Below are 26,076 nucleotides of genomic sequence, written 5' to 3'. Positions count from 1 at the left end.
TCAGTCCTTGGTGACCCGGTTGATTTCTTCAAGGCTGGTGATGCCTTGCATGGCTTTGATCAGGCCCGAGGTGCGCAGGTCGTTGAAGCCGTCCCGGCGCATCCGGGTATCGATTTCCAGTGAGTTGCCCTCGGCCATGATCAGCCGTTGCAACTCGGGAGTGTTCTTCACCACTTCATAAATCCCCACGCGACCCTTGTACCCGCCGTTGCAGTGATCGCAGCCGACGGGCTCATAGATTGTGAAACTGCCGATGCGTTCCTCGGGGAAGCCTTCCTTGAGCAAGGTTTCGCGGGGAATCTCGATGGCTTTCTTGCATTGGCTGCAGAGTTTTCGCGCCAGACGCTGGGCGATGATCAGGCTCACCGACGTGGCGATGTTGAAGCCGGGAATGCCCATGTTGTGCAAGCGGGTGAGTGTCTCGGCGGCGCTGTTGGTGTGCAGCGTGGAGAGCACGAGGTGACCGGTCTGCGCTGCTTTGATGGCGATCTCGGCGGTCTCGAGGTCACGGATCTCGCCGACCATGATCACGTCCGGATCCTGACGCAGGAACGAGCGCAGGGCCTGGGCAAAGTCCATCCCTTGGCGCGGATTGACGTTGACCTGGTTGATGCCTTCCATGTTGATCTCCACCGGGTCTTCAGCGGTAGAGATGTTGATGTCGACGGTATTGAGGATATTCAGCCCGGTGTACAGCGAAACGGTCTTGCCCGAACCGGTGGGGCCGGTGACCAGAATCATTCCTTGCGGCTGTTTCAGGGCGGCCATGTACAGATCTTTCTGCTCCGGCTCATAACCGAGGGCGTCGATGCCGATCTGCGCGCTGGAGGGGTCGAGGATCCGGATCACCACTTTTTCGCCCCACAGGGTTGGCAGGGTGTTGACCCGGAAATCGATCGATTTGGTCTTTGACAGGCGCATCTTCAGGCGCCCGTCCTGAGGTTTGCGGCGCTCCGAGATGTCGAGGCTGGCCATCACCTTCAGGCGTGCGGCGATGCGTCCTGCCAATTGAATCGGTGGCTTGGCCACTTCGCGCAGGATGCCGTCGGTGCGCACCCGCACCCGGTAGTTTTTCTCGTAAGGCTCGAAGTGCAGGTCGGAAGAGCCGCTCTTGATTGCGTCCAGCAGCATCTTGTGCACGAAGCGCACCACCGGCGCATCGTCGGCATCGAGCCCGCCGATGGCGTCCTGCTTGCTGTCATCGATGGACTCGACGTCCAGCCCGTCGAGGTCGACATCGGCCATGTCTTCCAGGCCGGAGGCGTGGGTGTCGAAGAATTTCTCGATGGCGTCGGTGAGCTTGTCGTCCTCGACCAGAATGGCTTCGGTGCTCAGCCCGGTGCTGAACTGGATGTCGTTGATCGCCTGATGATTGCTCGGGTCGGAGATCCCCACGAACAGCTTGTTGCCGCGACGCCACAGGGGCAGGGCATGGTGCTGGCGCACCAGTTTTTCACTGACCAGACCCTTGGGCTGGGTTTCCCTGTCGAGACAGTTGAGGTCGAGGAACGCCATGCCGAAGTGCTCCGAGGCAATCTCGGCGACCTGCGCGCTCTTCACCAGTTTGTTTTGTACCAGATAGCTGACCAGCGACAGGCGATTGCGCTGGGCCTGCTGCCAGGCGTGCTGGGCGCTTTTTTCCGTGAGCAGTTCGGCCTGTACCAATTGCTTGGCCAGACCGCTCAGAGCGATGTCATTCATGGGAATCCCGGATGCAGACAGTTCATGACTTATAGCCTAGTCAAGTGACAGCGCCAAACACGCGGGGTGCAGGTGACAAAAAGTGTCAGATAGTGCGGTTACGGGTTGTAGGAATCGGCAGGGAGTCCGGGTCACGCCCAGCAGGCCGGGGCTGCGAGCGCTTGGCACGGGCTGTGCTGAGTCAATTTCAGATCATGAGATTCCGACTCATGCATGGAGCGTGTCTATGAAGAAACAACAAGGTTTCACTCTGATCGAGCTGCTGATCGTTGTGGCGATCATCGGGATTCTGGCGACGATTGCCTTGCCGCAGTACTCCAAATATCAGGCGCGGGCCAAGGTCACGGCGGGGATTGCCGAAGCGTCGGCGCTGAAGGTCAACTTCGAAGATGTCATCAATGCCGGCTCTACTGATCCGAGCATAACTAACGTCAATGCAGGTACGACTGCTACACAAAATTGCACGCTGGCGGCGAGCGGTAAAGTTGCCGACGGCACAGGGACCATCACCTGCACCTTGCTCAACGCTCCGGCGCCTGTGTTGGGGCAAACCGTCACCCTGACCCGTACAGCGGCAGCAGGTTGGTCGTGCAAGTTCTCTGGTTCGAAAGACTATTCGACCACCAGTTGCCCGGGCGTTTGATCCACACTGCTTAAAGCTGCTGCTCTATAAAGAATGCCCCGCACTGCGGGGCTTTTTTTTGGCTGACGGTTTAATAAAAGCTTCAATTATTTCAGCGAGTTAGGAACTTTCAGAAAAGCCGTAACTTGCACGTCTTTTTGCACAGGGTCATGCAAATTGCATGATTTCGGAGATTTTATTAATTTGTAAGTTGTTGATTTGTAAAGATTTAGTTGATTTTTAAAAGTTGGCACAGCGTTCGCAATATCTCCAGTAACCCTGCTGACAAGACAACCAGCAGACTTTCCAGAAAAACAGGAGTTACTCGTATGAAGAAGTTCGCTATCACTGCCGCTGCTGCTACCGCGCTGACCCTGACCATGGCTTCCGGTGCATTTGCTCAATCGACTCAGACTACTCAGGCTCCAATGACCCTGGCTGCCGGTGAAGTCACCAAGGCGAAAGAAGCTACTTCCGATACCTGGATCACTACCAAAGTGAAAAGCGATCTGGTAACCGAAAAAGGCATTCCTGGTACCGACATCAAAGTCGAAACCAACAAAGGTGTGGTTTCCCTGTCCTCTGATGTCGCGATCACCGAGGCTCAGAAAACTACTGCTGTAAACATCACCAAGAAAATCAAAGGCGTGAAAGCGGTCTCCGCTGACGGCCTGAAAGCCGAGTAAGGCAAGACTTCTCGCCTGGACAGGGAGAAGACGCGACAGGCGGGCCGAGCAATACGTCTGCCGCACTTTAGAGTTCATGCGACCGGCCACACGGAATGTGGCCATTACAGGCCCCGGCATTTATGTCGGGGCCTGTTCTATTTCTGGGGAGGAAAAAGTGCGGAGGTCAGTTGCCGCGTTTGCTGTTGATCTGCTTCAGGCGATTGCCTTCAAAACGCAGGTATTGGTACATGCCGTTGCTCGGGCCGTAGGTCCATTCCTCGACCTGAAACTCTTCCCGGCGGTTGACGCTGCGCTTGTAACCGAGCAGATCGCGACTGACCGGCTCACCGCATTTTTGCAGCACCTCGCTGGCACGGTCGCCAAGGCTTACCAGCTGGCTGCCGCAGCGCAGGGTATCGGACGCCGCAGCCTGGCTGGCGATCAACGCCAGCCCCATTGCAGTCAGCCAGTTTCGGTTCATCACTCGGCATCCAGATGCATTTGCGTCACCACCCGGCCGTCGCTCTCCGCTTCGCCGAGATTGGCGTCGATGAAGTACACGCGATCGTCGGCCAGTTGGCCCTTGTCCACCAGATAGTCCTTGATGCTGCTGGCCCGGTCCTGACCGAGCTGGCGCAGCAGCACGTCGCTGGAGCTCCAGAACTTGATCACGTCGGCGCGCATTTTCGCGGTGCGTTCTTCCTTGCCCAGATCCTTCCACTCGGCCGGTGGCTGGGTTTTCAGGCGAGTGCGATAGATGCCTTCAAGCAGCGGACCTTTTTCGTTTTCCGGTACCTGGATCAGCGAAGCCTGAGCCGGCACCTTGTCGCCGCGGCGCTGGAGCATCTTGTAGTAGTTGTACTGGTATTCACGTTCCAGGCGCTGTTCTGCGAGCAACGGACCGTCACTGCTTTTTGCCGCAGTGCCTTCGATTTCCAGGCGCAGGGCCGGACGCTCCTTCAGCGCTTGCGACAGTTTCACCAGCGCCGCTTCGGCGTCTTTGCTCAGGTCGCTGGAACCCGGTGCGAAGGACACGGTGCCGAGGTCTTCCGAGCCGCCACCGCTGACCAGACCGCCAATCAGCTTGAACGGTGCGGCGGCGGCTTTGACGATCAGGTTGCGCAGGGTCTGCCAGACAATCGGCATCACGCTGAATTGCGGGTTGTTCAGGTCACCGGTGACCGGCAGCTCGATGGAGATCTTGCCGTCGACGTCCTTGAGCAGGGCGATAGCCAGTTTCAGCGGCAGGCTCACGGCATCCGGGCTGTCGACTTTCTCACCCAGTTGCAGCTGCTCGACCACCACTTTGTTCTCGGCCTTGAGCTGGCCTTTGGTGATCAGGTAATGCAGGTCGAGGTTGAGCCGGCCCTTGCGGATCCGGTAGCCGGCGAACTTGCCGGAGTAGGGGGTCAGGGTGGTCAGTTCGACCCGTTTGAAACTGGTGGCGATGTCGAGGCTGGCCATCGGATCGAACGGGTTGACCGCGCCCTTGATGGTCACCGGTGCATAGCGGTCGACCTTGCCCTTGATGTCGACGCTGGCCGGTTTCGCCTGACGGCTGTCGATGGTGCCGATCTGGCCGTTGAGCTGCTGAATCGCGGTGGCGAAGTTGGGGGTCAGGCTGAAGTCGGCGAAGTTGGCCGAGCCGTCGTTGATCGCGATGCCACCGATGTGAATGCCCAGTGGTTTGTCATTGCTCGCCGGTTTCGCCGCAGCGGTCTTCGCCCCGGAGTCGGCCTGCTGCGGGATCAGCAGGTCGTCGATGTTGGTGGTGCGGTCATCGTTGATCATGAACCGTGCATACGGCTGGAACAGGTTGACCCTGTCGATCGACAGGCTGTCGCCGTGCTGATAGTTCAGGCCTTCGACCACCACTTGCTGCCACTTGAGGAAGTCGCGGGTTTTCAGGGTGTCGAGGGTGTGCAACTGATCGATCTGAGCACGACCGGTGACGCTGAGGGCCAGCGGGTCAGTGCTTTTCAGGTTCACTTTCAGGTCGCTGCCGAGCATGCCGCTGCGCAGTTCGAGACGAATGAACGGGTTGATGTAGGACTGCGCGACCCGCAGGTCGATGTCCTGGGTTTTCACGTTGAGCTGCGCGGTGACCGGGGCCAGGTTGACCACGCCGTCGGCGCTGATCTTGCCTTGCTTGCCCAGGCCGGTGTCGAGTTTGAGGTTGAAAGGTGAGCCGTTGAGGCTGTCGAAGTTTTGCAGATCGACGTTCAGCGGGGTGACGTCCAGAGTGACTTCGGGCTTCGCCGAACGATCGGCCAGATGCACTTTGTAGTCACGCAGTTGCACGTCCTTGAGCAGCACTTGCCACGGTTTGCTCGGCGCGGTCGGCTCGGGTTTCGGCGAGTCGGCGGCGGCCGGAGTGCTTTTGGGTTCCGCCGCAGCTTTTGCGGCGGGTTTCGACGGCTGGCTGGCGAACAGTTTTTGCCAATCCAGTTGGCCGTCCGCTTCCAGGGCTGCCCAGGTTTCCAGTTTCTGACTGCGGATCTTGCCAACCACCACTTGCTGCTTGGCCAGGTCCACCGTGGTGTCGCTGACGTCGAGACGCTCGAGTTTCGCCAGCGGGCGTCCGTCCGGCGCCTTGATGGCGAACGGCGCTATATTGACCGCCACGTTGTTCAGCAGCAGTTCGGTTTCCTTGGACAGGTTGAGCTTGTAGTCGGTGCTCAGGCTGACGACCCCGTTTTCCAGCACCAGTGGCACGGCATCACGCACGTAGGGCCAGAAGGCTTTCATCTGGCCGTCGGTGATCTTGAGCGTGCCTTCGGAAGCGATCGGGATCAGGCTGAAGTTGCCTTTCCAGTCGATCTGCCCACCGGCCGGGCCGATCGCGACGAGGGTCATGTCGGCGTTGTCTTCGGGCAGTGTGCTGAGGTTTTTCAGCTCGAAGTCGAGCTTGTCGTAGAGAAATTCGATCGGTTCGCTGGGGCGCGCATCCACGAAATGCAGGTTGCCGCCGGCCAGCTGGATCCGGTCGATGCGCAGCGGAAACGGTTTGGCGTCGGGATCGGCCGGGGTGGGCTCGCTGGCGGGGAGCTTGAACAGGCCGAGCAGGTTGAGCTGACCATCCTTGGCGAACAGGATTTCGGTTTTGGATTTTTCCAGTTCGATGTCGGACAGATGCAGGGCTTTGGTCCACAGGCTGTCGAGTTGCAGGTTGGCGTACAACCGTTCGAAGCCGACCTGTTCCTTGCCCGGCTCACCGATCACCAGGCCCCACAGCGTGAGTTCAAGGCTGAACGGGTTGAGTTCGATGCGCTGCAGATGAGCCGGCACCGTGGCGTAGTTGGCCAGTTGCTGATTCACCACCCTGAGCGCAATGCCCGGCAAAATCAGGAACCCCAGCAGGCTGTAGAGGGCCAGAGCAGTCAACAGGGCGCCAATCGCGCGAATCAATCCTTTGGGCATGTGCGGCTTCATCTGTCTGAATCGGAGTGCCTTGGAGTATGGCACGCGATTCCGGTTCCGAAGTACATCGCGCGAGACAGGATTGTTCAGATTTGTCTGCAATTTCTGTAGGAGCCTCCGAAGACTGCTCCTACAGGGGCAAAGATCAGAGCTGCAGAATCAGTGTCTTCAACGGCGGTTGTTGATCCCGCGAAGGGAAGTCGGCACCTGGCGTCATCACGCTCCATTCACGCACCGGCCGCCCGGCTTTTTCGGCGCAACGCAGCACCTGTTCACGCCAGTCGTCCATGCTGACTTTCGCCAGGTTGTTGCAGGAGATCAGCACGCCATTCTCTGCGGTGGTCAGCAGGGCCGGCTTGAGCAGGCTTTGATAATCGCGCAGCAGATCGACGGTGCCGAACGCACTCTTGGCCCACGCGGGTGGGTCGAGCAGCACCAGATCGTACTGGCGCTGTTCGAGACGCTGATAGCTCGGCAATTTCTGCCCGCGACGCTGGCTGATCGGCAGGCCGGCCAGTTGGCGGATCGCCGGGAAATAGTCGGACTGGATGAATTCCATGGCCGGCAGGTGTGGATTGAGCTGACCATTCTCGCGGCCGACAGCCAGATTGCCCTCGGCGAAATCCAGGTTGCACACTTCGCGCGCACCGCCGGCCGCTGCGCTGAGACCGACGCCGCAGGTATAGGCGAACAGGTTGAGCACACTTTTGCCCTTGGCATGATCCTTGACCCAGCCGCGGGTGTTGCGCAGGTCGAGGAACAGCAGCGGATCCTGTCCGGCGTGGCGCCCGCGCACGCGATAGTTCAGACCCCATTCGTGGCCGACCAGATCGGCCAATGCCGCGTCGTCGGCGCGGTAGACGCTGTCTTCACGGTCGATCCGCGAATTGCCACGGGAGCGGTCGTTGTAGACCAGCAGGGTTTCCAGACCAAGAGTCTGGTTGACCATGGTGTGCAGTTGCAGCAGGTCTTCACGCGCCAGGGTCTGGTGGAAACTTTGCACCATCAGTTGCGGGCCGTAGCGGTCGATGGTCAGGCCGCCGGCACCTTCCTGGCTGCCGTGGAACAGCCGATAGCAGTCGGTGCCCTGACTGTGCAGCTCGGCGAGCAGATCCTGGCGTTGATCGAGAGCGGCGCGCAGCGCCAGGTTCAAGGAAGACATGCGGGCGCCTTGCTGGAGAGAATCGGGGCGCGGGAGTTTAGCAGTTTGGCAGGCAATCGAGGGGGTCCCATCGTGAGCAGGCTCGCTCCCACAGTCGATCATAAGTCCCTGAGGGAGCGAGTCTGCCCGCGATGCTTTTGCAGCCTTACTGGTTCAAGCGTTTATCGATCAAACCCTGCACCACGCTCGGATCCGCCAGCGTCGAGGTGTCGCCAAGGCTGTCGAGCTCGTTGCAGGCGATCTTGCGCAGGATCCGCCGCATGATCTTGCCCGAGCGGGTCTTCGGCAGGGCCGGGGCCCACTGGATCAGGTCCGGTTTGGCGAAGCTGCCGATTTCCTTGCTGACGTGGGCCAGCAGTTCTTTCTTCAGCTCATCGTTGGGTTCGGTGCCATTCATCGGTGTGACGAACGCATAAATCCCCTGACCTTTGACGTCGTGGGGATAACCGACCACGGCGGCCTCTGCAATGCTGTCGTGCAGCACCAACGCACTTTCCACCTCGGCGGTGCCGATGCGATGGCCGGAGACATTGATCACGTCATCGATGCGCCCGGTGATCCAGTAATCGCCGTCCTCGTCACGACGGGCACCGTCGCCGGTGAAGTAGTAACCGGGGTAGGGCTTGAAGTAGGTGTCGACCATGCGCTGCGGATCGCCGTAAACGCTGCGGATCTGCGCCGGCCAGCTCGACTTGATCGCCAGTACGCCACTGCCGGCGCCCTTGATTTCCTTGCCGTGCTCATCGAGCAGCACCGGTTGCACGCCGAACATCGGCCGGGTGGCGCAGCCTGGTTTGATCTGCTGAGCGCTGACCAACGGGCTGAGCATGATGCCGCCGGTTTCGGTCTGCCACCACGTATCGACAATCGGGCAGCGCTGTTCGCCTACGACGTTGAAATACCATTCCCACGCTTCCGGGTTGATCGGCTCACCGACACTGCCGAGCAATCTGAGGCTTTGTCGCGACGTTTCCTGCAAGGGCCCGGCGCCTTCACGCATCAATGCGCGCAGGGCGGTGGGGGCGGTGTAGAAGATGTTGACCTTGTGTTTGTCGATCACCTGCCAGAACCGCGAAGTGCTCGGGTAGCTCGGCACGCCTTCGAAGATCAGTGTGGTGGCGCCGTTGGCCAGCGGGCCGTAGACGATATAGCTGTGGCCGGTAACCCAGCCGACGTCGGCGGTGCACCAGAACACTTCGCCATCGCGGTAGTCGAGGACGTACTTGAAGGTCATCGCCGCTTGCAGCAGGTAACCGCCGGTGGTGTGCAGCACGCCTTTGGGTTTGCCGGTGCTGCCGGAGGTGTAGAGGATGAACAGCGGGTCTTCTGCGTCCATCGGTTCCGGCGGGCATTCGTCGCTGACGTCGCGCACGGCCTGGTGATACCAGAGGTCGCGGCCTTCGACCCAGTCGACTTTGTTCTGGGTGCGCTCGACCACCACGACGGTGCTGACATTCGGACAACTCTGCAGGGCTTTGTCGACGTTCTGTTTCAGCGGCACGAATTTGCCACCGCGCACGCCCTCGTCGGCGGTGATCACGGTGCGGCAGTCGGCGTCGAGAATGCGGTCGCGCAATGAGTCCGGGGAGAAACCGCCAAACACTACCGAGTGAATCGCGCCGATCCGTGCGCAGGCGAGCATGGCGTAGGCCGCTTCGGGGATCATCGGCATGTAGATGCACACCCGGTCGCCTTTTTTTACGCCACGGCTTTTCAGCACGTTGGCCAGGCGGCAGACGTGGTGATGGAGTTTGCTGTAGGTGATTTGCGTCGATTCGGCAGGGTCGTCGCCTTCCCAGAGGATGGCAGTCTGATCGCCGCGCGTTTCCAGATGGCGGTCGATGCAGTTGTAGCTGACGTTCAGCTTGCCACCGGCAAACCAGGCGGCGTCGCCGGTCTTCAGGTCATAGCGCTGGACGGTCTGCCACGGCGTGCTCCAGTCGAGGAAGCGGGTGGCCTGTTCGGCCCAGAAGGTGCTGGGGTGTTCAATGGATTCGCGGTACAGGCGCTGGTAGTCGTCCTGACTCAACTGTGCAGCCCGGCGGACGGCATCGGCTTTGGGGAACGTGCTGATATCGAACATGACGGTTCCTTATTCTTGTTGTGCGACAAGGATAAAGATGCGCCGAGAGCGGAGAGGGTTCAATACCTGTGAACAAACACCCCCTCATGGCGAGGGGGTGTGTTCAGGGCGGGATCAGCCGCGGTGACGGCCGCGGAAGTAGTTGATCAGGCCTTGGGTGGACGCGTCTTCAGCGGCGGTTTCTTCGCTGCCGACCAGACGGTTGTACACGCCCTTGCCCAGTTCCTTGCCCAGCTCCACGCCCCACTGGTCGAAGGCGTTGATGCCCCAGACCACGCTTTGCACGAAGACTTTGTGTTCGTACATCGCCACCAGTGCGCCGAGACGACGCGGGCTGATGCGCTCGACCACCAGGGTGTTGCTCGGACGGTTGCCCGGGATCACCTTGTGCGGTGCGAGTTTCTGCACCTGGTCTTCGCTCATGCCCTTGTCGCGCAGTTCCGCTTCGGCTTCCGGCAGGGTCTTGCCGAGCATCAGCGCCTGGCTCTGCGACAGGCAGTTGGCGTACAGCCACTGATGGTGGTCGGAGACCGGGTTGAAGCTGACGATCGGCACGATGAAGTCGGCCGGGATCAGTTGGGTCCCTTGGTGCAGCAACTGGTGATAAGCGTGCTGACCGTTGCAACCGACGCCGCCCCAGATCACCGGGCCAGTGTCGGTCGACACCGGGGTGCCGTCCTGACGCACGCTCTTGCCGTTGGATTCCATGTCCAGCTGTTGCAAGTGCTTGGTGATGTTACGCAGGTAGTGGTCGTACGGCAGGATCGCGTGGCTTTGCGCGCCCCAGAAGTTGCCGTACCACACGCCGAGCAGGGCCAGCAGCACCGGCATGTTCTGTTCGAACGGCGCGCTCTGGAAATGCTGGTCCATGGTGTAGGCACCGGACAGCAGTTCCTTGAAGTTGGACATGCCGATGGCCAGCGCGATTGGCAGGCCGATGGCCGACCACAGCGAGTAACGACCGCCGACCCAGTCCCACATCGGGAAGATGTTTTCTTCGCGGATACCGAAGGCCACGGCGGCGGCATTGTTGCTCGATACGGCGATGAAGTGGCGATACAGCTCGGCTTCCGAACCACCCTGGGCCAGGTACCAGGCGCGTGCGGCCTGGGCATTTTTCAGGGTTTCGAGGGTGTTGAACGATTTCGACGAAACGATGAACAGCGTGGTCTCGGCGCGCAGTTTTTGCGTCAGCTCGTGGAATTCGCTGCCGTCGATGTTTGCCAGGTAATGGCAACGCACGCCTTTCTGGGCGTAGGACAGCAGGGCTTCGGAGACCAGCTCGGGGCCGAGGAACGAGCCGCCGATGCCGATGTTCACAACGTCAGTGATCGGCTTCTCGGTGTAACCGCGCCACAGACCGTCGTGGATGCGGCCCACGAGATCGGTGATCTGGTTCAGCACCTTGTGTACCTCAGGCATCACGTTGACACCGTTGACCGACAGCTTGTCGCCGACCGGGCGACGCAGGGCGGTGTGCAGTGCCGGGCGGCCTTCGGAGGAGTTGACGATTTCGCCGTCGAACAGCGCCTTGATCGCGCCTTTGAGATCGACTTCATTGGCCAGACCCACCAGCAGGTTGCGGGTCTCGGCGTTGATCAGATTCTTCGAATAGTCGAGAAACAGTCCGCAGCTGCTGAGAGTGAACTGATTGAAGCGCTGCGGATCGGCGTTGAAGGCTTCGCGCATGCTGAAATCCTGCATGGCTTGGCGGTGATCTTTCAACGCTTGCCAGGCAGGCAGAGCGGTAACGTCATGAGGAGTGCGGTAGTACGCCATCGCTGCGGTTTTCCTTTTTACTTGAACGGCCTTTTGAACACTGAAAAGACCTCCCCGCCATGTTTGGGCGAGGGGGCAACTGCGTCGACACGATTACTTTGGCGCAGGGCGAATACAGTAAACCCAGCGCCGCGATCTGTCTTGGCTTTGTCTGACCTGTTTTCGGTACTTTTTTAACATTGATAACAGACGGGGCCGACAAACGGCGGGTAATGCGAGCAGTCCCTGCTATTGGTGTCGAGTCGAACGGCGGGCAGTTTGCCCGATGGGCAGGTGCTCAGCAATACAGTCTGGAAGTGCGTGCAGACGCTGTGGGAGCGGGGTCGCCTCCACAGCGTCTGCCGGTGTTCAGGCGGGGGTATCGAGATTCAGATGCAGGTTGTCGATCAACCGGGTGGTGCCGAGAAATGCCGCGACCAGAATCACCAGATCACGATCTTCCGCCGTTGCCGGACGCAGGGTCAGGGCGTGGCGGATTTCCAGATAATCCGGACGCAGCCCGGCGGCTTCCAGTTGCTGGCGTTGCGCCTGGATCAGGGCAGGGAAGTCGCGTTCGCCCTGCTTGATCGACTCGGCAATGCTGCTCAGGGTGCGATAGACCACTGGCGCCACGGCGCGTTCTTCTTCACTGAGGAAACCGTTGCGCGAGGACAGCGCCAGACCGTCGGCGGCGCGTACGGTCGGCTCGCCGATGATCTGGATCGGCATGTTCAGGTCGTGCACCAGTGCGCGGATCACCGCCAGTTGCTGGAAGTCTTTCTGGCCGAAGATCGCCAGGTCCGGCTGGACCATGTTGAACAGCTTGCTGACCACTGTCGCCACGCCTTCGAAGTGCCCCGGACGGCTGGCGCCGCAGAGGCCTTCGGACAGTTGCGGAACGCTGACCCGGGTCTGCCCGGCCATGCCGTCGGGATACATTTCTTCGACAGTCGGGGCGAACAGCAGATCGCATCCGGCTTCCAGCAGTTTTTCCTGATCCGCCGCCAGGGTACGCGGGTATTTGTCGAGGTCTTCGCCGGCACCGAACTGCAGCGGGTTGACGAAAATGCTCGCGACCACGAAGTCCACGCGCTGGGTGGCCTTGGTGATCAGGGCAATGTGGCCGCTGTGCAGGTTGCCCATGGTCGGCACGAAGCCGATGCGCTTGCCTTCACTGCGGGCGCGCGCCACGGCGGCGCGCAGTTCACGTACGGTTTTGACGGTGTTCATGCAGAGAATCCGTGTTCGATCCCGGGGAAAGTGGTGGCTTTGACTTCACTGACGTAAGCCTTCAGCGCGGACTGGATGCTGTCCTGACCCTGCATGAAGTTCTTCACGAATTTTGGCACACGGCCGCTGATCGACAGGCCGAGCATGTCGTGCAGTACCAGCACCTGGCCGTCGGTGTCGCTGCCGGCGCCAATGCCGATCACCGGAATCTTCACCGCCTGGGTGATTTCAGCCGCCAGTTCGCTCGGCACGCATTCGAGCAGCAGCATGGCCGCGCCGGCCTGCTCCAGGGAGATCGCGTCGGCGCGCATCTGGCGTGCCTGGTTCTCGTTGCGACCCTGCACTTTATAGCCACCGAGAATGTTCACGGCTTGCGGGGTCAGGCCCATGTGAGCGCAGACCGGCACGCCGCGTTCGGCCAGCAGGCGGATCGAGTCCGCCAGCCACAAGGCGCCTTCGACCTTGACCATGTGCGCGCCGGCCTGCATCAGCAGGGCACTGTTGGTCATGGTTTGCTCGAGGGTGGCGTTGGCCATGAACGGCAGGTCGGCCAGGATCAGGGCATCAGAGTTGCCGCGTTTGACGCTGGCAACGTGGTAGGCCATTTCTGCGGTGGTCACCGGCAGGGTGCTGTCGTGACCCTGCAGGACCATGCCGAGGGAGTCGCCCACCAGCAGCACTTCGACACCGGCCTCATTGCAGGCGTGGGCGAAGGTCGCGTCATAGCAGGTCAGCATGGTGATCTTTTCACCTTTCTGCTTGAGGCTCTGGAGCGTGGTCAGGGTGATGGCTGGCATGTAAGAAATCCTCGTTCAGGCGCTCTGGAAACTACTGCGAGTAACGCGCGTGATTCGTCATCTATTCAGGCGCACGCTCTTTTGTCGTGCTTATAAGGCCTGGATTGCGCCCTTGTATGCCGGGTTGGCGGCAGCGGGACGCCTATAGTCGTGATGAGGCCTCAGGAAGTCAATTGCATGTGTTACCGCATTGTTACGAGGGGAGTGTTACCGTCGTTACTGATGCGATTCAGCGGGCCGGCGGGCCTGATCTGCGGGGTTTTTGTCCTACAAGAGCGCAAAATGCGGGAGCCGATGAGCTCCCGCATCAGCGGTTTTTGTCAGGCGTGAGAGAGGCGTTCGAGGTCGACGAACGGGCAGGCTGCGAGAAGATCGGCAAGGGTGCGGCCATCGGCCAGACGCAGATCATCGGGAGCCAGTTCGGCCAGGGGATAGAGAACGAACGCGCGTTCCTGCATGTGGTAATGCGGGACTTTGAGGCGCGGCTCGTCGATCAGGCGATCACCGAACAGCAGAATGTCCAGATCCAGCGTGCGCGGGCCCCAGCGCTCCAGGCGTTCGCGGCCCTGATCGTTTTCGATCGCCTGCAAGGCATCGAGCAGATCCAGCGGGGCGAGCGCGCTGTCGAGCGCGGCAACCGCGTTGGTGTAACGCGGTTGGCCCGGCAGCAGCGAGTCGCTTTGGTAGAAGGCAGATACACCGACCAGTTCGGTGTCGGGCAATTGCTTCAGTGCGTCGACCGCGCTGCGCAATTGTTCGGCCGGGTCAGCCAGGTTGCTGCCCATGCCAATGTAGATGCGTTCCATGCCTTATTCGCCCGTGGCGCTCGGTGCGCCGGCACGTTTGCGCTTGGAACCGCTGCTGCGGCGACGTTTGCGCGGTGCGCCACTGGCGTCATCACCCTTGCCGCTGAGGTCTCGGATCATGTCGCGACGTTCGCTGTCGTTGGCGTCCTGATAATCGGTCCACCATTCGCCCAGGCCATCGGTCTGCTCTCCGGCGCTTTCACGCAGCAGCAGGAAGTCGTAGCCGGCGCGGAAGCGCGGATTGTCCAGCAGCAGATCGGCGCGTTTGCCGCTGCGGCGTGGCAGGCGTTCCTGCATGTCCCAGATTTCGCGGATCGGCATGGTGAAACGTTTTGGAATCGCAATGCGCTGGCACTGTTCGGCGATCAGTTCGTGAGCGCCTTCCTGCATCGCCGGAATCGGCGGCATGCCACGCTCTTGCAGACGCAACACGCGGGCCGGCAGGGCAGGCCACAGCAGCGCGGCGAACAGGAACGCCGGGGTCACCGGTTTGTTCTGCTTGATCCGCAGATCGGTGTTGGTCAGTGCTTCGCTGATCAGCGTGTGGGTGTATTCAGGGTTGTGTTCCAGCGCATCGGCACTGGCCGGGAACAGCGGGGCGAACAGTTGCAGGTCGACCAGCATCTCGAAGGTGATGGCACCGTGACCGGAGAGGAACAGCTTGAGCACTTCCTCGAACAGGCGGGCCGACGGGATCTCGCGCAGCATCGGCGCCAGTTCGCGGATTGGCTGGACGGTGTGCTTCTCGATACCGAAATTGAGCTTGGCGGCAAAACGCACGGCCCGCAGCATCCGCACCGGGTCTTCCTGGTAACGCTGCTTCGGGTCGCCGATCAGACGGATCAGGTGATTGCGGATGTCGTGCACGCCGTTGGCGTAGTCGAGGATGCGCTCGCTGACCGGATCGTAATACAGGGCGTTGATGGTGAAGTCGCGGCGTTGCGCGTCTTCTTCCAGGGTGCCGTAGACGTTGTCACGCAGAATGCGCCCGCTCTCGTTGCGCGAAGACTGGTTGCTGTCTTCGTCGTCTTCGTTTTGCGGGTGATTGGCGCGGAAGGTCGCGACTTCGATGATTTCGCGACCGAAATGGATGTGTACCAGCTTGAAGCGGCGGCCGATGATCCGCGCGTTGCGGAATTCGGCACGAACCTGCTCGGGGGTGGCGCTGGTGGCGACGTCGAAGTCTTTGGGCGTGATGCCCAGCAGCATGTCTCGCACACAACCGCCAACCAGGTAGGCCTGGTAGCCGGCGCCCTGCAGACGTTCGACGATGTTGACCGCGTAACGGCTGAATTGCGCCTTCTGCAGCGAATGTTGGCCGCTGTTGAGGACTTCAGGCGTGCTACGGATGTGTTGCGTACGACGCAGGGGAGTTCGGAATGACTGGAACAGCTTCTTCAGCATGGGATGCACTGTTTGAAGGAATGTTCGGCCATACCAGAGAATGACCGCATGATGGGCCGGGATTCTAGCATTTAGTCGAGGGATGGTGTAGGACGCTGCCGTTTTGCGCTGCAAGCCGCAGGCTAGAGGGGGTGGGGATGCGTCAGAAGGGGGGATTTGCCGGAAAGAAGAAACTACAAGGGGAGCCGAAGCTCCCCAAGAAGTAGTTGCGTGCTCTTTTTATTATTGATTCGGGCTTCTTGTTTTTGTTGAGTGCCCTCGCCATGAAGCTTTTCCTTCATGACCCTCCCAATCGGGAGCCAAGAGCAAACGGATTGCTTTGGTCGCTGTGTTGCAGTGATCTTGCGATCCAACCAGTACAGGCTCTGTCTTAAGACAGTTTTTGTTGTTCTCGGCCTGGTCGTGGGGCTAGCCCCAAATACAACGCCTCTCCAAAAGAATCAGTTAGCTGCGCCTCTCGCCGTCTTGTTTTTATTGTGCGTGAGTCGATTCGTCTTATTTTTATTGTCTTGTGCATTGCTTGTTATTGTTCTTGTACCAAACATATAGCAGGTGCCGTGCCAACTTTTGCGAGCCCCAATAAAACAAGGGGTTAGGTCGATATAACCGTTTTCGCAGGCCAAAAAAAAGCCGGGGTTTCGTTACCGATAACCCCGGCTTCTGTTACGTGAAAAGACTGAGGTAACAGTTTTTTCACCTCTTCAACGGTAACCCGCACACTCGACAGGTAACGTTCAGCTCTCGCTGGCGACCCCGGTCTTGCGCCGTGGAATGCCCAGACGCTGACGACGCTCCCACAGGCATTTGCGGCTGACGCCCAGTTTGCGCGCCAGTTCGGTCTCGGTCATGTGATCCTGATGCTCGAGCACGAAATGCTGGAAGTAGTCTTCCAGTGATAGGTCTTCGGTCGGCTCGTGGCTGCTGTTGCTGGCGTTACCGGCCGGTTGCGCCGGCAGGCCGATGAATTCGTCGTCCTCCAGATCACCCAGCTCGATGTCGATGCCCAGCAGGTCGGCAGAGATTTCCGGGCTTTCGCTCAGAATCACGGCGCGCTCGACGGCGTTTTCCAGCTCCCGTACGTTACCCGGCCAGGAATAGTGCCGGATCGCCTGTTCGGCATCGGCGGCAAATTTCAGGTCGGTGCGGTTGATGCGTGCGCTCTGGCGAGCAAGGAACGCATTGGCGATTTCGTTGACGTCGGCGCCTCGCTCGCGCAGGGCCGGCAGTTTCAACGCGATCACATGGAGGCGGTAGTACAAGTCTTCACGGAACTGGCCGATTTTCGCCAGGCTCTTGAGGTCGCGGTGGGTCGCGGCGATCAACCGGACATCGACTTTCTGCGACTGAACCGAGCCAACCCGGCGAATTTCGCCTTCCTGCAAGACACGCAGCAAACGAGCCTGAGCTTCCAGTGGCAACTCGCCAATTTCGTCGAGGAACAGCGTGCCGCCGTCCGCCGCTTCCACCAGACCGGCGCGACCGGCGCTGGCACCGGTGAACGCGCCTTTCTCGTGGCCGAACAGTTCGGACTCGATCAGGCTTTCCGGAATGGCGGCGCAGTTCACCGAGATCATCGGTGCCTTGGCGCGTTTCGACAGGTTGTGCAGGGCACGGGCCACCAGCTCTTTACCGGTACCGGACTCACCCTGGATCAATACGTTGGAATCGGTCGGCGCGACTTTACGGATCTTGCCGTAAAGATCCTGCATCGGCGGACACGAACCGATGATGCCGATCTCGCCATTGCTGTTGTCGATGGCGGATTTGCCGCTGCCATTGGCCGATTTCGCGGGAGCTGCTTCGCCGGCAGCAGGCGCCGACTGGCGATCGCGCAGGATCCGCGCGACAGCCTGAAGCATTTCATCGTGGTCGAAAGGCTTGGCGATGTAATCCACCGCGCCCATCTTCATCGAGTCGACCGCCGAGCGCAGGCTGGCGTAGCTGGTCATGATCAGCACCGGCGTGCCCTGGCCGAGCTTGATCAGCTCGGTGCCCGGAGCACCCGGCAGACGCAGGTCGCTGACGATCAGATCGAATGTGGGAATACTGAAGCGTTCTTGTGCTTCCTGCACTGAACCGGCTTCGCTGACCTGGTACTGGTTGCGTTCCAGCAGGCGGCGCAAGGCGGAGCGGATAATGGTTTCGTCTTCGACGATCAAAATGTGCGGCATTGATTCGATACTCTCGACGGTCTCAGTTCACAGCGGACGTCGCTTCGACATGGCGCGGCAATGTCACCCGGATACGGGTGCCGCGCTGGCTCTGAACATCAGCCGGGCTGTCGATGGTGATTTGTCCATAATGCTCTTCAACGATGGAATAGACCAGTGCAAGGCCCAGACCGGTGCCTTCGCCAGGATCCTTGGTGGTGAAGAAGGGTTCGAACAATCGATCCATGATGCTCGACGGAATTCCGCTGCCTTCGTCTTCGACGATCAGATCGACCGTGTGTTCGCCGGCTTCGCTCTTGACCCGCACCGCACTGCCGGCAGGCGAGGCGTCACGGGCGTTGGAGAGCAGATTGATGAGCACCTGGGCGAGCCGCTGCGGATCGCCTTCGACCCAGTGATCGGGATCGCACAGGTTGTAGAACTGCACTTCGAAATTGCGCCGGTTGAGGGCCAGCAGGCCGATGGCGTCCTGGGCGACTTCCGCCAGACAGACGGGCTCGTCGCTGTGCTGATGGCTGCCGGCGTGGGCGAAACTCATCAACGACTGGACGATGCGTGACACGCGTTTGGTCTGTTCGAGGATCTGGCCGCTGATTTCCGTCAGCTCACCGTCGTCTTCGCGCTCTTCGCGCAGGTTTTGCGCGAGACAGGCGATACCGGTGATCGGGTTGCCGATTTCGTGGGCAACACCCGCCGCGAGGCGACCGATGCTGGCCAGGCGCTCGGAATGCACCAGTTTGTCTTCGAGCATCTGGGTTTCGGTCAGGTCTTCCACCAGCAGCACCAGGCCGCTATTGCCCGGTGCCAGCGGCTCGTCGATGGCCGCCTTGTGCAGGTTCAGCCAGCGGGTCTGGCCGTCGAGGGCCAGGTGCTGCTTGTGCAAGTGCTCGTCGGGCAGGTGGATGAAGCCTTGCAGCAGATCTTTCCACGGATTGGCGATGGTGCTCAGGCGCGAGCCGACCACCCGTTGCGCGGCAATCCCGGTCAGTTCTTCCATGGCCTTGTTCCACATCAGGATCTCCTGATCCTTGGCCAGCGAGCAGACGCCCATCGGCAGTTCCTGCAGGGTCTGGCGGTGGTAGCGGCGCAAGGCGTCGAGCTCGGCCGCCAGACCGGTCAGGCGCGAGTGGTAATCCTCGAGGCGGCTTTCGATGAAATGGATGTCTTCGGTGACGTAGTTTTCGCCGCCGGCCTTGTACGGCAGGAAGGTTTCCACCATGTCCTGGGCGACGCTCGGGCCCATCAGGCCGGAGAGGTTGGCTTCGATCCGGTCACGCAGGCGGCGCAATGCATAGGGGCGGCGCTCGTCGAACGGCAGATAAAGGTCGCGCAGGGCCTGTTCGACTTCTTTCTGCGCAGCCTTGGCACCCAGTGGCTTGGCCAGTTGCGTGGCGAACTCCTGCGGAGAAGCGGCGTGCAATTCGCGGCGCTGCGGACGGCGTACGTTATCCACAGCGCAAGCTTCGGCGGCGCTGGCCTCTTCGGGGCTGGCATTGGTGAACAACGAAATCAGGGTGAACATCAGGACGTTGGCCGCCAGCGAGGCGATGGCCGCCATGTGCCAGCTGGTGTCGTCCAGTACGTAGATCATGTTCAGTAACGGAATATAGAAACCCTGCAGATTGCCGACCAGCGGCAACAGCATGGTCACGACCCACACCACGATCCCCGCCAGCAGACCAGCGATAAAGCCGCGGCGATTGGCGGTCGGCCAGTACAGCACCGACAGCACGCCCGGCAGAAATTGCAGGGTCGCGACGAAGGCGACGATGCCGAGGTTGGCCAGGTCCTGCTCGGCGCCGAGCATCAGGTAGAAGCAGAAACCGGCCATGATGATCGCGACGATCAGCGCCCGGCGGGTCCATTTCAGCCAGCGATAGATATTGCCCTCGGCCGGTGGCTGGTAGAGCGGCAGCACTAGGTGGTTCAGGGCCATGCCCGACAGCGCCAGCGTGGTGACGATGATCAGGCCGCTGGCCGCCGACAATCCGCCGACATAGGCCAGCAACGCCAGCGACTTGCTGTTGGCGGCGATACCGATGCCGAGGGTGAAGTATTCCGGATTGGTGGTGGCGCCGAGTTTCAGGCCGGCCCAGAGAATCAGCGGCACGGCCAGGCTCATCAACAGCAGGAACAGCGGCAGGCCCCAGCTCGCGCTGACCAGCGAGCGCGGGTTGAGGTTTTCGGTGAAGGTCATGTGATACATGTGCGGCATCACGATCGCCGAGGCGAAAAACACCAGCAGCAACGTGCGCCACGGGCCTTCCTGCAACGGTGTGTGCAGAGCGGCGAGGGCGGTCTGATTCTGCAGCAGCCACAGTTCAAGCTGTTGCGGGCCGTCGAATACGCCGTACAGCGCGTAGAGGCCAACGCCGCCGAGGGCCGCCAGTTTGATCACCGATTCGAAGGCAATCGCGAATACCAGCCCTTCGTGCTTTTCACGGGTGGCGATGTGGCGCGAGCCGAAGAAGATCGTGAACAGGATGATCAGCGCACAGAACGCCAGGGCCACGCGATTCTGCACCGGTTCGCCGGTGAGGATGCCGATGGAGTCGGCCACGGCCTGGATCTGCAACGCCAGCAACGGCAGTACGCCGATCAGCATGAAAATCGTGGTCAGCGCACCGGCCCAGGTGCTGCGAAAGCGAAAGGCGAACAGGTCTGCCAGCGACGACAGTTGATAAGTGCGGGTGATCTTGAGGATCGGATACAGCAGCACCGGCGCCAGCAGAAACGCGCCGGATACCCCGAGATAACTGGACAGAAAACCGTAGCCGTACTGATAGGCCAGACCCACCGTACCGTAGAACGCCCATGCACTGGCGTAGACCCCCAGCGACAGGGTGTAGGTCAACGGATGGCGAATGATCGCCCGCGGGATCATGCCCCGTTCACTGATCCAGGCCACGCCGAACAACGCGGCCAGGTAGGCGGCGCTGATCAGCAGCATCTGGGTCAGGCTAAAGCTCATCGGCATCTTTTTGGCTCTGCAGGATGAAGGTCACGACAATCAGGATCAGCCAGAGCAGATAAGGGCGATACCAGGCGCCCGTAGCGTCGATCCACCAATCCATGATGGCGGGAGAAAACAGATAGATCCCCACGACCAGAAGCAGGACCAAGCGATAGATGTACATCCCGGCCTCTCTTTTTTATGCGCGTGCCCGAAAACGTGCGGCGATGGTAACGGATGGGCGCGCCACTGCAAGTGTCGTCACAGCAGTTGCGCTTCGGGCAGGGTCAGTGTGCGCGGGATTTTCAAGGCATCCCAGTGGGCGCTGCCCCAGTTCAACAGTTCCTGCGGCGAGGCGTGGACCAGTTCGTGCCCCGGGTTTTGCCCCAGTGCACGCAAGGCCCGCAGCAGCAATGGCGTGGCCTGATCGGCTTCAAGCGGTGGCGAGCGGTATGACTTGCCGAGCTTGTTGCCGTCCGGCTGGGTAATCAGTGGCAGATGCAGATAGCGCGGTTGGCGCAGGCCGAGCAACTCCTGCAGATAGAGCTGGCGCGGCGTGGAGTCGAGCAGATCGGCGCCGCGCACGATGTCGGTGATGCCCTGCCAGGCGTCGTCGAGCACCACCGCCAGTTGGTAGGCGTAGAGGCCGTCGCGGCGGCGGATCACGAAATCACCCACGTCGCGGCCCAGATGCTGGCGGTATTCGCCCTGCACCCGGTCGATGAAGTGGTATTCGAGCTCTGGCACGCGAAGACGGATCGCGGCGTCTTCCTGACCGTGGCCGGCATTGCGGCACAGTCCTGGATAAATGCCGTGGTACGGCTCCAGTTGTTTGCGCGAGCAGGTGCAGGCGTAGGCGAGGCCGTGATTGAACAGGCTGTCGAGCACTTGCGCGTAGGCTTCGTGCCGATCGCTCTGGCGAACCATTTCGCCGTCCCATTCGAAACCGTAGCTTTCCAGTGCCTTGAGTATCGCCGCTTGCGCGCCCGGCTCTTCGCGAGGCGGATCGAGGTCTTCCATGCGCACCAGCCAGCGGCCGCCCACCGAGCGTGCGTCCAGATAAGAGGCCAGGGCGGCAACCAGCGAACCGAAGTGCAGGTGCCCGCTGGGGGTCGGGGCAAAGCGGCCAATGTAGGCGGGGGAGGAGTTGGCAGTCATGAGGGCGATGTTACTTGAAGAGTAAAAAATGGCAGAAACAAAAACGGAGCGTTCGCACGCTCCGTTTTTCGTTCAGGCCGGGATTATTTACCGACCTGCTTTTCCTTGATTTCCGCCAGGTTCTTGCAGTCGACGCACATGTCGGCAGTCGGACGGGCCTCGAGGCGCTTGACGCCGATCTCGATGCCGCAAGAGTCGCACCAGCCGTACTCTTCGTCTTCGATCAGTTGCAGTGTCTTGTCGATCTTCTTGATCAGTTTGCGCTCGCGGTCGCGGGCGCGCAGCTCTAGGGCGAACTCTTCTTCCTGGCTGGCACGGTCGGCCGGATCAGGAAAGTTGGCCGCTTCGTCTTTCATGTGATCAACAGTGCGGTCGACTTCCTGCATCAAGTCCAGTTTCCACTTGGTCAGGATCTTGGTGAAGTGCGCGCGCATTGGAGCGCCCATGTACTCTTCGCCCGCTTTCGGGACGTAGGGTTCGAAACCGCTGAGTGTCTGACTTGCCTGTTGCTTTGCTTGGGTGGGCATGAAATGGACCGCCTCTACTCTTGTAATCCATTGCGCAGGATTGCTCCATCACCGACACCTGCCGGCCCTGCGGCTGCAAGCGGGCGAACTTACCAGATCAATTCGGCCCGCGCTACTCCCGGATGTCGAGCGCGTGGCCGTTGGGGCTTGCAAATGTTTGCCAAGCCATGCCCGGTGATGTTGCAGACCTGCTCAATCACTGATTTTAGTCAATCCTGGAGCGTACGCTCGGGTCGTTACAGTCCAGTGTTCTTGTGGCTGTGACCGCTGCGGGTTCTCGCTCGTTCCGGCAGATGGGTAGAATCGTTTCTTTTCCCTCGTTGAAGGAAGGCCAATGGCTCAGCCCTACAGTGCGCGCAGTCGTGCGATCGAACCGTTCCATGTCATGGCGTTGCTGGCGCGGGCCAATGAATTGCAGGCCGCCGGCCACGACGTGATCCACCTGGAAATCGGCGAACCGGACTTCACTACCGCCGAACCGATCATCCGCGCCGGCCAGCAAGCCCTGACAGCCGGGAAAACCCGTTACACCGCAGCCCGTGGCATTCCCGAACTGCGCGAGGCGATTTCCGGCTTCTATCAGACGCGCTACGGCCTGAACATCGATCCGCGCCGGATTCTCATCACCCCCGGTGGTTCCGGCGCGTTACTGCTGGCCAGCGCGTTGCTGGTGGATCCGGGCAAGCACTGGCTGCTGGCCGACCCCGGCTACCCTTGCAACCGACACTTTCTGCGTTTGGTCGAAGGCGCGGCGCAGCTTGTGCCGGTTGGCCCGGACGTGCGTTATCAACTGACGCCGGACCTGGTGGCGCGCCACTGGGATCACGACAGCGTCGGTGCGCTGGTCGCTTCGCCGGCCAACCCGACCGGTACGATTCTGACCCGCGATGAACTGTCCGGGTTATCCACAGCCATCAAGGCGCGTCACGGGCATCTGGTGGTGGACGAGATCTACCACGGCCTGACTTACGGCACCGACGCCGCCAGTGTGCTAGAAGTGGACGACAGCGCCTTTGTCCTCAACAGTTTCTCCAAATATTTCGGCATGACCGGATGGCGTCTCGGCTGGCTGGTGGCGCCGGATGCGGCGGTCAGTGAACTGGAAAAACTCGCGCAGAACCTCTATATCAGCGCGCCGAGCATGGCCCAACATGCGGCGCTGGCCTGTTTCGAACCGGACACCATCGCGATTCTCGAAGAGCGCCGCGCCGAATTCGGCCGTCGCCGTGACTTCCTGCTGCCTGCACTGCGCGAACTGGGCTTCAACATCGCAGTTGAACCAGAGGGCGCGTTCTATTTGTATGCCGATATCAGCCAGTTCGGCGGCGATGCCTTCGCGTTCTGCCGGCATTTCCTTGAAACCGAACATGTCGCGTTCACGCCGGGGCTGGATTTCGGTCGCTATCAGGCCGGTCATCACGTGCGCTTTGCCTACACGCAAAACCTCCCACGCCTACAGGAAGCGGTAGAGCGTATCGCCCGTGGCTTGAAGAGCTGGCAAGGCTGATGCGCTTTCATCCTCCTCTTGAAGAAGGCCGGTTGATCCGGCGTTACAAGCGTTTTCTCGCCGATATCGAAACCGTTGGCGGCGAGTTGCTGACCATTCATTGCCCCAATACCGGCTCGATGCTCAATTGCCAGGTCGAGGGCGGGCAGGTCTGGTTCAGCCGCTCCAATGATCCGAAGCGCAAGCTGCCCGGTACCTGGGAAGTCGGCGAAACCCCGCAGGGCCGGCTGTTTTGCGTGAATACCGGACGCGCCAACGCACTGGTCGAAGAAGCCTTGCAGGCGGGTGTCATCAATGAGTTGAACGGTTTCACCGGGCTCAAGCGCGAAGTGGCGTATGGACAGGAAAAGAGTCGGATCGATTTTCGCCTCGACTATCCGACGGGCCCGGCCTACGTGGAAGTGAAGAGTGTCACGCTGGGTTTCGACGGAACGGCAGTGGCGGCGTTTCCCGATGCGGTGACAGAGCGCGGCGCCAAGCATTTGCGTGAGCTGGCGCATCTGGCGCGGGACGGGATTCGTGCGGTGCAGTTGTACTGCGTCAATCTCACGGGAGTCGAGGCGGTGCGTCCAGCCGAGGAAATCGACTTCGCCTACGCCGCTGCGCTGCGTGAGGCGGTGGCGTGCGGGGTCGAAGTCCTGGCGTACGGCGTGCGGTTGAGCCATGAAGAGATGGTGATCGACCGGCGGCTGGACGTGCTGCTCAACGGTTAGACATCGATCCACAGCCCTTGCGCGTCTTCACGGCAAGGGATGGCCGTCAGCGATTGCCCGGCGCAGGGGCCGGCGACGCATTCTCCGTCCTCGATCAGAAACAGTGCGCCGTGGGTCGCGCACTGGATCAGGCTGTTGCTCGGGTCGAGAAACTGGTCGGTGTGCCATTCCAGGCCGACGCCCCGATGTGGGCAGCGATTGAGATAGACGTAAGCCTGCCCCGCGCGGCGCACGGCCAACAGTTTTTTCCCGTCGATATCGAAACCGCGACTGCCGCCTTCAATCAGATCGGCACCCGCGCAAAGAAACTTCATGGCTATCCTCAAGTGTCGGCTCGTGTCCGGATATGTCCGAGCTTGACGTTCAAATGCAAACAATTATCAAATGGCCGCCTTCGCCCGTAGCGAGGTGAGCGCTGCCGAGGATACTTGGCCTGCCGTTCCGATGCCCGGGAAAACCTTTCAAGGAAGCTGTCTATGCGCCTGAGTACCCGCGTTGCCGTGCTGTGTGTCGGACTTTTGGTCAGCCACCAGGCTGCAGCGGCCGAGTTGCCGCAACGTTGGGTCAGCGCTGGCGGCGCCTTGTCGGAGTGGGTGAGTGCACTGGGGGGTGAAGCCAAACTGGTGGGGGTCGACACCACCAGCCAGCATCCGCAGTCCCTGAAGTCGCTGCCGAGCATCGGCTACCAGCGCAGCCTGTCGGCCGAAGGCATTCTCAGCCTGCGCCCGGACATCCTCATCGGCACCGAAGAAATGGGCCCGCCGCCAGTGGTCTCGCAGGTGCGCAGCGCCAAGGTTCGGGTGGAATTGTTCTCGGCTCAGCCGGATCTGCCGACACTGGAGAAAAATGTCACTCATCTGGGGCAGTTGCTGGGCGCCGAAAGCCAGGCCGCGCAATTGCTGCAAAGTTATCAACAGCAACTCGATACGCAAAAGGCTCGTGTAGCGCAGGCCAAGACCCAACAGAAAGCGCCGGGCGTGCTGTTGCTGCTCGGACATGCCGGCGGCAAGCCGCTGATCGCCGGCAAAGACACCGCTGCCGATTGGCTGCTGCAACAGGCGGGCGGGCATAACCTTGCGACCCACACCGGTTACAAGCCATTTTCCGTGGAGTCCCTGGCCAGTCTCGATCCTGAAGTGCTGGTGTTCGCTGACCGTGCGCTGACCGGCGAGGCGGCGAAAGCGGCGCTGTTCAAGGAAAACCCGATCCTCAATTCCAGCCGTGCGGCCAAGACCGGCCGGGTGCTGGAGCTGGACCCGACGCTGCTGGTCGGCGGGCTCGGGCCGCGTTTGCCGGCTGCGCTGAAGACCCTGTCTGAGGGGTTCTATCCGGCCCAGAGCAGTCAATGACCACGCTGGTCAAGCCCCGTGGCTTGTTTATCGGCCTGATCTTGCTG

The 26,076-nt window shown here is 60.8% G+C and carries 21 protein-coding genes; 5 read left to right on the top strand and 16 right to left on the bottom strand.

Going from position 1 to position 26,076, the window contains the following annotated elements; all coding sequences use genetic code 11:
* On the bottom strand, nt 1-1,701 hold the full coding sequence (gene pilB / locus JKA62_RS28515) for a type IV-A pilus assembly ATPase PilB (RefSeq protein WP_011335979.1): 1,701 nt from the start codon (nt 1,699-1,701) through the stop codon (nt 1-3).
* 226 nt (nt 1,702-1,927) lie between these two features.
* On the opposite strand from pilB, the gene JKA62_RS28510 reads away from it, so the two are divergent.
* Nucleotides 1,928-2,344 (top strand): pilin, encoded by a 417-nt coding sequence (locus tag JKA62_RS28510; protein ID WP_011335978.1) that lies wholly within the window; start codon nt 1,928-1,930, stop codon nt 2,342-2,344.
* Between the two features lie 308 nt (nt 2,345-2,652).
* On the top strand, nt 2,653-3,009 hold the full coding sequence (locus JKA62_RS28505; protein WP_011335977.1) for a BON domain-containing protein: 357 nt from the start codon (nt 2,653-2,655) through the stop codon (nt 3,007-3,009).
* Between the two features lie 166 nt (nt 3,010-3,175).
* On the opposite strand, the gene JKA62_RS28500 is transcribed toward JKA62_RS28505, so the two are convergent.
* The 14 genes from JKA62_RS28500 to dksA form a co-directional block, all read right to left on the bottom strand.
* Nucleotides 3,176-3,472 carry a DUF2845 domain-containing protein gene (locus JKA62_RS28500; RefSeq protein WP_011335976.1) on the bottom strand — a complete coding sequence of 99 codons (297 nt, stop codon included), beginning with the start codon at nt 3,470-3,472 and terminating at the stop codon, nt 3,176-3,178.
* Nucleotides 3,472-6,423: a DUF748 domain-containing protein gene (locus JKA62_RS28495; RefSeq protein ID WP_011335975.1), complete on the bottom strand. Its 2,952-nt coding sequence runs from the start codon at nt 6,421-6,423 to the stop codon at nt 3,472-3,474. The genes JKA62_RS28500 and JKA62_RS28495 overlap by 1 nt, the downstream gene beginning before the upstream one ends.
* A gap of 133 nt (nt 6,424-6,556) precedes the next feature.
* Nucleotides 6,557-7,573, bottom strand: coding sequence for a class I SAM-dependent rRNA methyltransferase (locus JKA62_RS28490; protein WP_201820508.1), 1,017 nt, complete (start codon nt 7,571-7,573; stop codon nt 6,557-6,559).
* A gap of 145 nt (nt 7,574-7,718) precedes the next feature.
* Nucleotides 7,719-9,656 (bottom strand): acetate--CoA ligase, encoded by a 1,938-nt coding sequence (gene acs, locus JKA62_RS28485; protein ID WP_201820505.1) that lies wholly within the window; start codon nt 9,654-9,656, stop codon nt 7,719-7,721.
* Nucleotides 9,657-9,770: 114 nt separating this feature from the next.
* Nucleotides 9,771-11,435, bottom strand: coding sequence for a glucose-6-phosphate isomerase (gene pgi / locus JKA62_RS28480; RefSeq protein ID WP_011335972.1), 1,665 nt, complete (start codon nt 11,433-11,435; stop codon nt 9,771-9,773).
* A 348-nt stretch (nt 11,436-11,783) separates the two neighbouring features.
* Nucleotides 11,784-12,644, bottom strand: coding sequence for a pantoate--beta-alanine ligase (panC, locus tag JKA62_RS28475; RefSeq protein WP_011335971.1), 861 nt, complete (start codon nt 12,642-12,644; stop codon nt 11,784-11,786).
* Nucleotides 12,641-13,441 carry a 3-methyl-2-oxobutanoate hydroxymethyltransferase gene (panB, locus tag JKA62_RS28470; RefSeq protein WP_011335970.1) on the bottom strand — a complete coding sequence of 267 codons (801 nt, stop codon included), beginning with the start codon at nt 13,439-13,441 and terminating at the stop codon, nt 12,641-12,643. Before panB ends, panC begins: the two co-directional genes overlap by 4 nt.
* A gap of 320 nt (nt 13,442-13,761) precedes the next feature.
* Complete coding sequence (folK, locus tag JKA62_RS28465; protein WP_011335969.1) at nt 13,762-14,247, bottom strand: 2-amino-4-hydroxy-6-hydroxymethyldihydropteridine diphosphokinase; 486 nt, start codon at nt 14,245-14,247, stop codon at nt 13,762-13,764.
* Between the two features lie 3 nt (nt 14,248-14,250).
* Nucleotides 14,251-15,651 carry a polynucleotide adenylyltransferase PcnB gene (locus tag JKA62_RS28460; RefSeq protein ID WP_007959609.1) on the bottom strand — a complete coding sequence of 467 codons (1,401 nt, stop codon included), beginning with the start codon at nt 15,649-15,651 and terminating at the stop codon, nt 14,251-14,253.
* A 734-nt stretch (nt 15,652-16,385) separates the two neighbouring features.
* Nucleotides 16,386-17,822: a sigma-54-dependent transcriptional regulator gene (locus JKA62_RS28455; RefSeq protein WP_011335968.1), complete on the bottom strand. Its 1,437-nt coding sequence runs from the start codon at nt 17,820-17,822 to the stop codon at nt 16,386-16,388.
* A gap of 22 nt (nt 17,823-17,844) precedes the next feature.
* Nucleotides 17,845-20,799, bottom strand: coding sequence for a sensor histidine kinase (locus JKA62_RS28450; RefSeq protein ID WP_181457900.1), 2,955 nt, complete (start codon nt 20,797-20,799; stop codon nt 17,845-17,847).
* Nucleotides 20,783-20,959: a hypothetical protein gene (locus JKA62_RS28445; RefSeq protein ID WP_003176118.1), complete on the bottom strand. Its 177-nt coding sequence runs from the start codon at nt 20,957-20,959 to the stop codon at nt 20,783-20,785. Before JKA62_RS28445 ends, JKA62_RS28450 begins: the two co-directional genes overlap by 17 nt.
* 77 nt (nt 20,960-21,036) lie before the next feature.
* Complete coding sequence (gluQRS, locus tag JKA62_RS28440) at nt 21,037-21,933, bottom strand: tRNA glutamyl-Q(34) synthetase GluQRS (RefSeq protein ID WP_011335966.1); 897 nt, start codon at nt 21,931-21,933, stop codon at nt 21,037-21,039.
* 83 nt (nt 21,934-22,016) lie between these two features.
* Nucleotides 22,017-22,460: an RNA polymerase-binding protein DksA gene (gene dksA / locus JKA62_RS28435; RefSeq protein WP_007959616.1), complete on the bottom strand. Its 444-nt coding sequence runs from the start codon at nt 22,458-22,460 to the stop codon at nt 22,017-22,019.
* Between the two features lie 334 nt (nt 22,461-22,794).
* Here dksA and JKA62_RS28430 point away from each other — a divergent pair, with 334 nt between their 5' ends.
* Both JKA62_RS28430 and sfsA read left to right on the top strand, forming a co-directional pair.
* On the top strand, nt 22,795-23,967 hold the full coding sequence (locus JKA62_RS28430) for a pyridoxal phosphate-dependent aminotransferase (protein WP_011335965.1): 1,173 nt from the start codon (nt 22,795-22,797) through the stop codon (nt 23,965-23,967).
* Nucleotides 23,967-24,680, top strand: a complete 714-nt coding sequence (gene sfsA / locus JKA62_RS28425) for a DNA/RNA nuclease SfsA (RefSeq protein ID WP_011335964.1) — start codon at nt 23,967-23,969, stop codon at nt 24,678-24,680. The genes JKA62_RS28430 and sfsA overlap by 1 nt, the downstream gene beginning before the upstream one ends.
* On the opposite strand, the gene JKA62_RS28420 is transcribed toward sfsA, so the two are convergent.
* Nucleotides 24,677-24,994: a Rieske (2Fe-2S) protein gene (locus JKA62_RS28420; protein ID WP_011335963.1), complete on the bottom strand. Its 318-nt coding sequence runs from the start codon at nt 24,992-24,994 to the stop codon at nt 24,677-24,679. The two genes, sfsA and JKA62_RS28420, sit on opposite strands and share 4 nt — an antisense overlap.
* Nucleotides 24,995-25,156: 162 nt before the next feature.
* Here JKA62_RS28420 and JKA62_RS28415 point away from each other — a divergent pair, with 162 nt between their 5' ends.
* Nucleotides 25,157-26,029 carry a heme/hemin ABC transporter substrate-binding protein gene (locus tag JKA62_RS28415; protein ID WP_011335962.1) on the top strand — a complete coding sequence of 291 codons (873 nt, stop codon included), beginning with the start codon at nt 25,157-25,159 and terminating at the stop codon, nt 26,027-26,029.
* The last annotated feature ends 47 nt before the right edge of the window (nt 26,030-26,076 follow it).

The organism is Pseudomonas sp. B7, assembly GCF_016735645.1.
GTDB lineage: Bacteria > Pseudomonadota > Gammaproteobacteria > Pseudomonadales > Pseudomonadaceae > Aquipseudomonas > Aquipseudomonas glycinae.
Note: the sequence above shows the minus strand (reverse complement) of the source record. Positions and strands in the feature narration are given on the sequence as shown.

What these genes read in the sequence shown, in the direction of transcription:
- JKA62_RS28430 (WP_011335965.1), top strand. Translation starts at nt 22,795, where the DNA reads ATGGCTCAGCCCTACAGTGCGCGCAGTCGTGCGATCGAACCGTTCCAT.
- panB (WP_011335970.1), bottom strand. Translation starts at nt 13,441, where the DNA reads ATGCCAGCCATCACCCTGACCACGCTCCAGAGCCTCAAGCAGAAAGGT.
- JKA62_RS28495 (WP_011335975.1), bottom strand. Translation starts at nt 6,423, where the DNA reads ATGAAGCCGCACATGCCCAAAGGATTGATTCGCGCGATTGGCGCCCTG.
- JKA62_RS28450 (WP_181457900.1), bottom strand. Translation starts at nt 20,799, where the DNA reads ATGCCGATGAGCTTTAGCCTGACCCAGATGCTGCTGATCAGCGCCGCC.
- JKA62_RS28490 (WP_201820508.1), bottom strand. Translation starts at nt 7,573, where the DNA reads ATGTCTTCCTTGAACCTGGCGCTGCGCGCCGCTCTCGATCAACGCCAG.
- JKA62_RS28455 (WP_011335968.1), bottom strand. Translation starts at nt 17,822, where the DNA reads ATGCCGCACATTTTGATCGTCGAAGACGAAACCATTATCCGCTCCGCC.
- JKA62_RS28420 (WP_011335963.1), bottom strand. Translation starts at nt 24,994, where the DNA reads ATGAAGTTTCTTTGCGCGGGTGCCGATCTGATTGAAGGCGGCAGTCGC.
- JKA62_RS28460 (WP_007959609.1), bottom strand. Translation starts at nt 15,651, where the DNA reads ATGCTGAAGAAGCTGTTCCAGTCATTCCGAACTCCCCTGCGTCGTACG.
- JKA62_RS28510 (WP_011335978.1), top strand. Translation starts at nt 1,928, where the DNA reads ATGAAGAAACAACAAGGTTTCACTCTGATCGAGCTGCTGATCGTTGTG.
- JKA62_RS28445 (WP_003176118.1), bottom strand. Translation starts at nt 20,959, where the DNA reads ATGTACATCTATCGCTTGGTCCTGCTTCTGGTCGTGGGGATCTATCTG.
- JKA62_RS28500 (WP_011335976.1), bottom strand. Translation starts at nt 3,472, where the DNA reads ATGAACCGAAACTGGCTGACTGCAATGGGGCTGGCGTTGATCGCCAGC.
- acs (WP_201820505.1), bottom strand. Translation starts at nt 9,656, where the DNA reads ATGTTCGATATCAGCACGTTCCCCAAAGCCGATGCCGTCCGCCGGGCT.
- sfsA (WP_011335964.1), top strand. Translation starts at nt 23,967, where the DNA reads ATGCGCTTTCATCCTCCTCTTGAAGAAGGCCGGTTGATCCGGCGTTAC.
- gluQRS (WP_011335966.1), bottom strand. Translation starts at nt 21,933, where the DNA reads ATGACTGCCAACTCCTCCCCCGCCTACATTGGCCGCTTTGCCCCGACC.
- dksA (WP_007959616.1), bottom strand. Translation starts at nt 22,460, where the DNA reads ATGCCCACCCAAGCAAAGCAACAGGCAAGTCAGACACTCAGCGGTTTC.
- panC (WP_011335971.1), bottom strand. Translation starts at nt 12,644, where the DNA reads ATGAACACCGTCAAAACCGTACGTGAACTGCGCGCCGCCGTGGCGCGC.
- folK (WP_011335969.1), bottom strand. Translation starts at nt 14,247, where the DNA reads ATGGAACGCATCTACATTGGCATGGGCAGCAACCTGGCTGACCCGGCC.
- pgi (WP_011335972.1), bottom strand. Translation starts at nt 11,435, where the DNA reads ATGGCGTACTACCGCACTCCTCATGACGTTACCGCTCTGCCTGCCTGG.
- pilB (WP_011335979.1), bottom strand. Translation starts at nt 1,701, where the DNA reads ATGAATGACATCGCTCTGAGCGGTCTGGCCAAGCAATTGGTACAGGCC.
- JKA62_RS28505 (WP_011335977.1), top strand. Translation starts at nt 2,653, where the DNA reads ATGAAGAAGTTCGCTATCACTGCCGCTGCTGCTACCGCGCTGACCCTG.
- JKA62_RS28415 (WP_011335962.1), top strand. Translation starts at nt 25,157, where the DNA reads ATGCGCCTGAGTACCCGCGTTGCCGTGCTGTGTGTCGGACTTTTGGTC.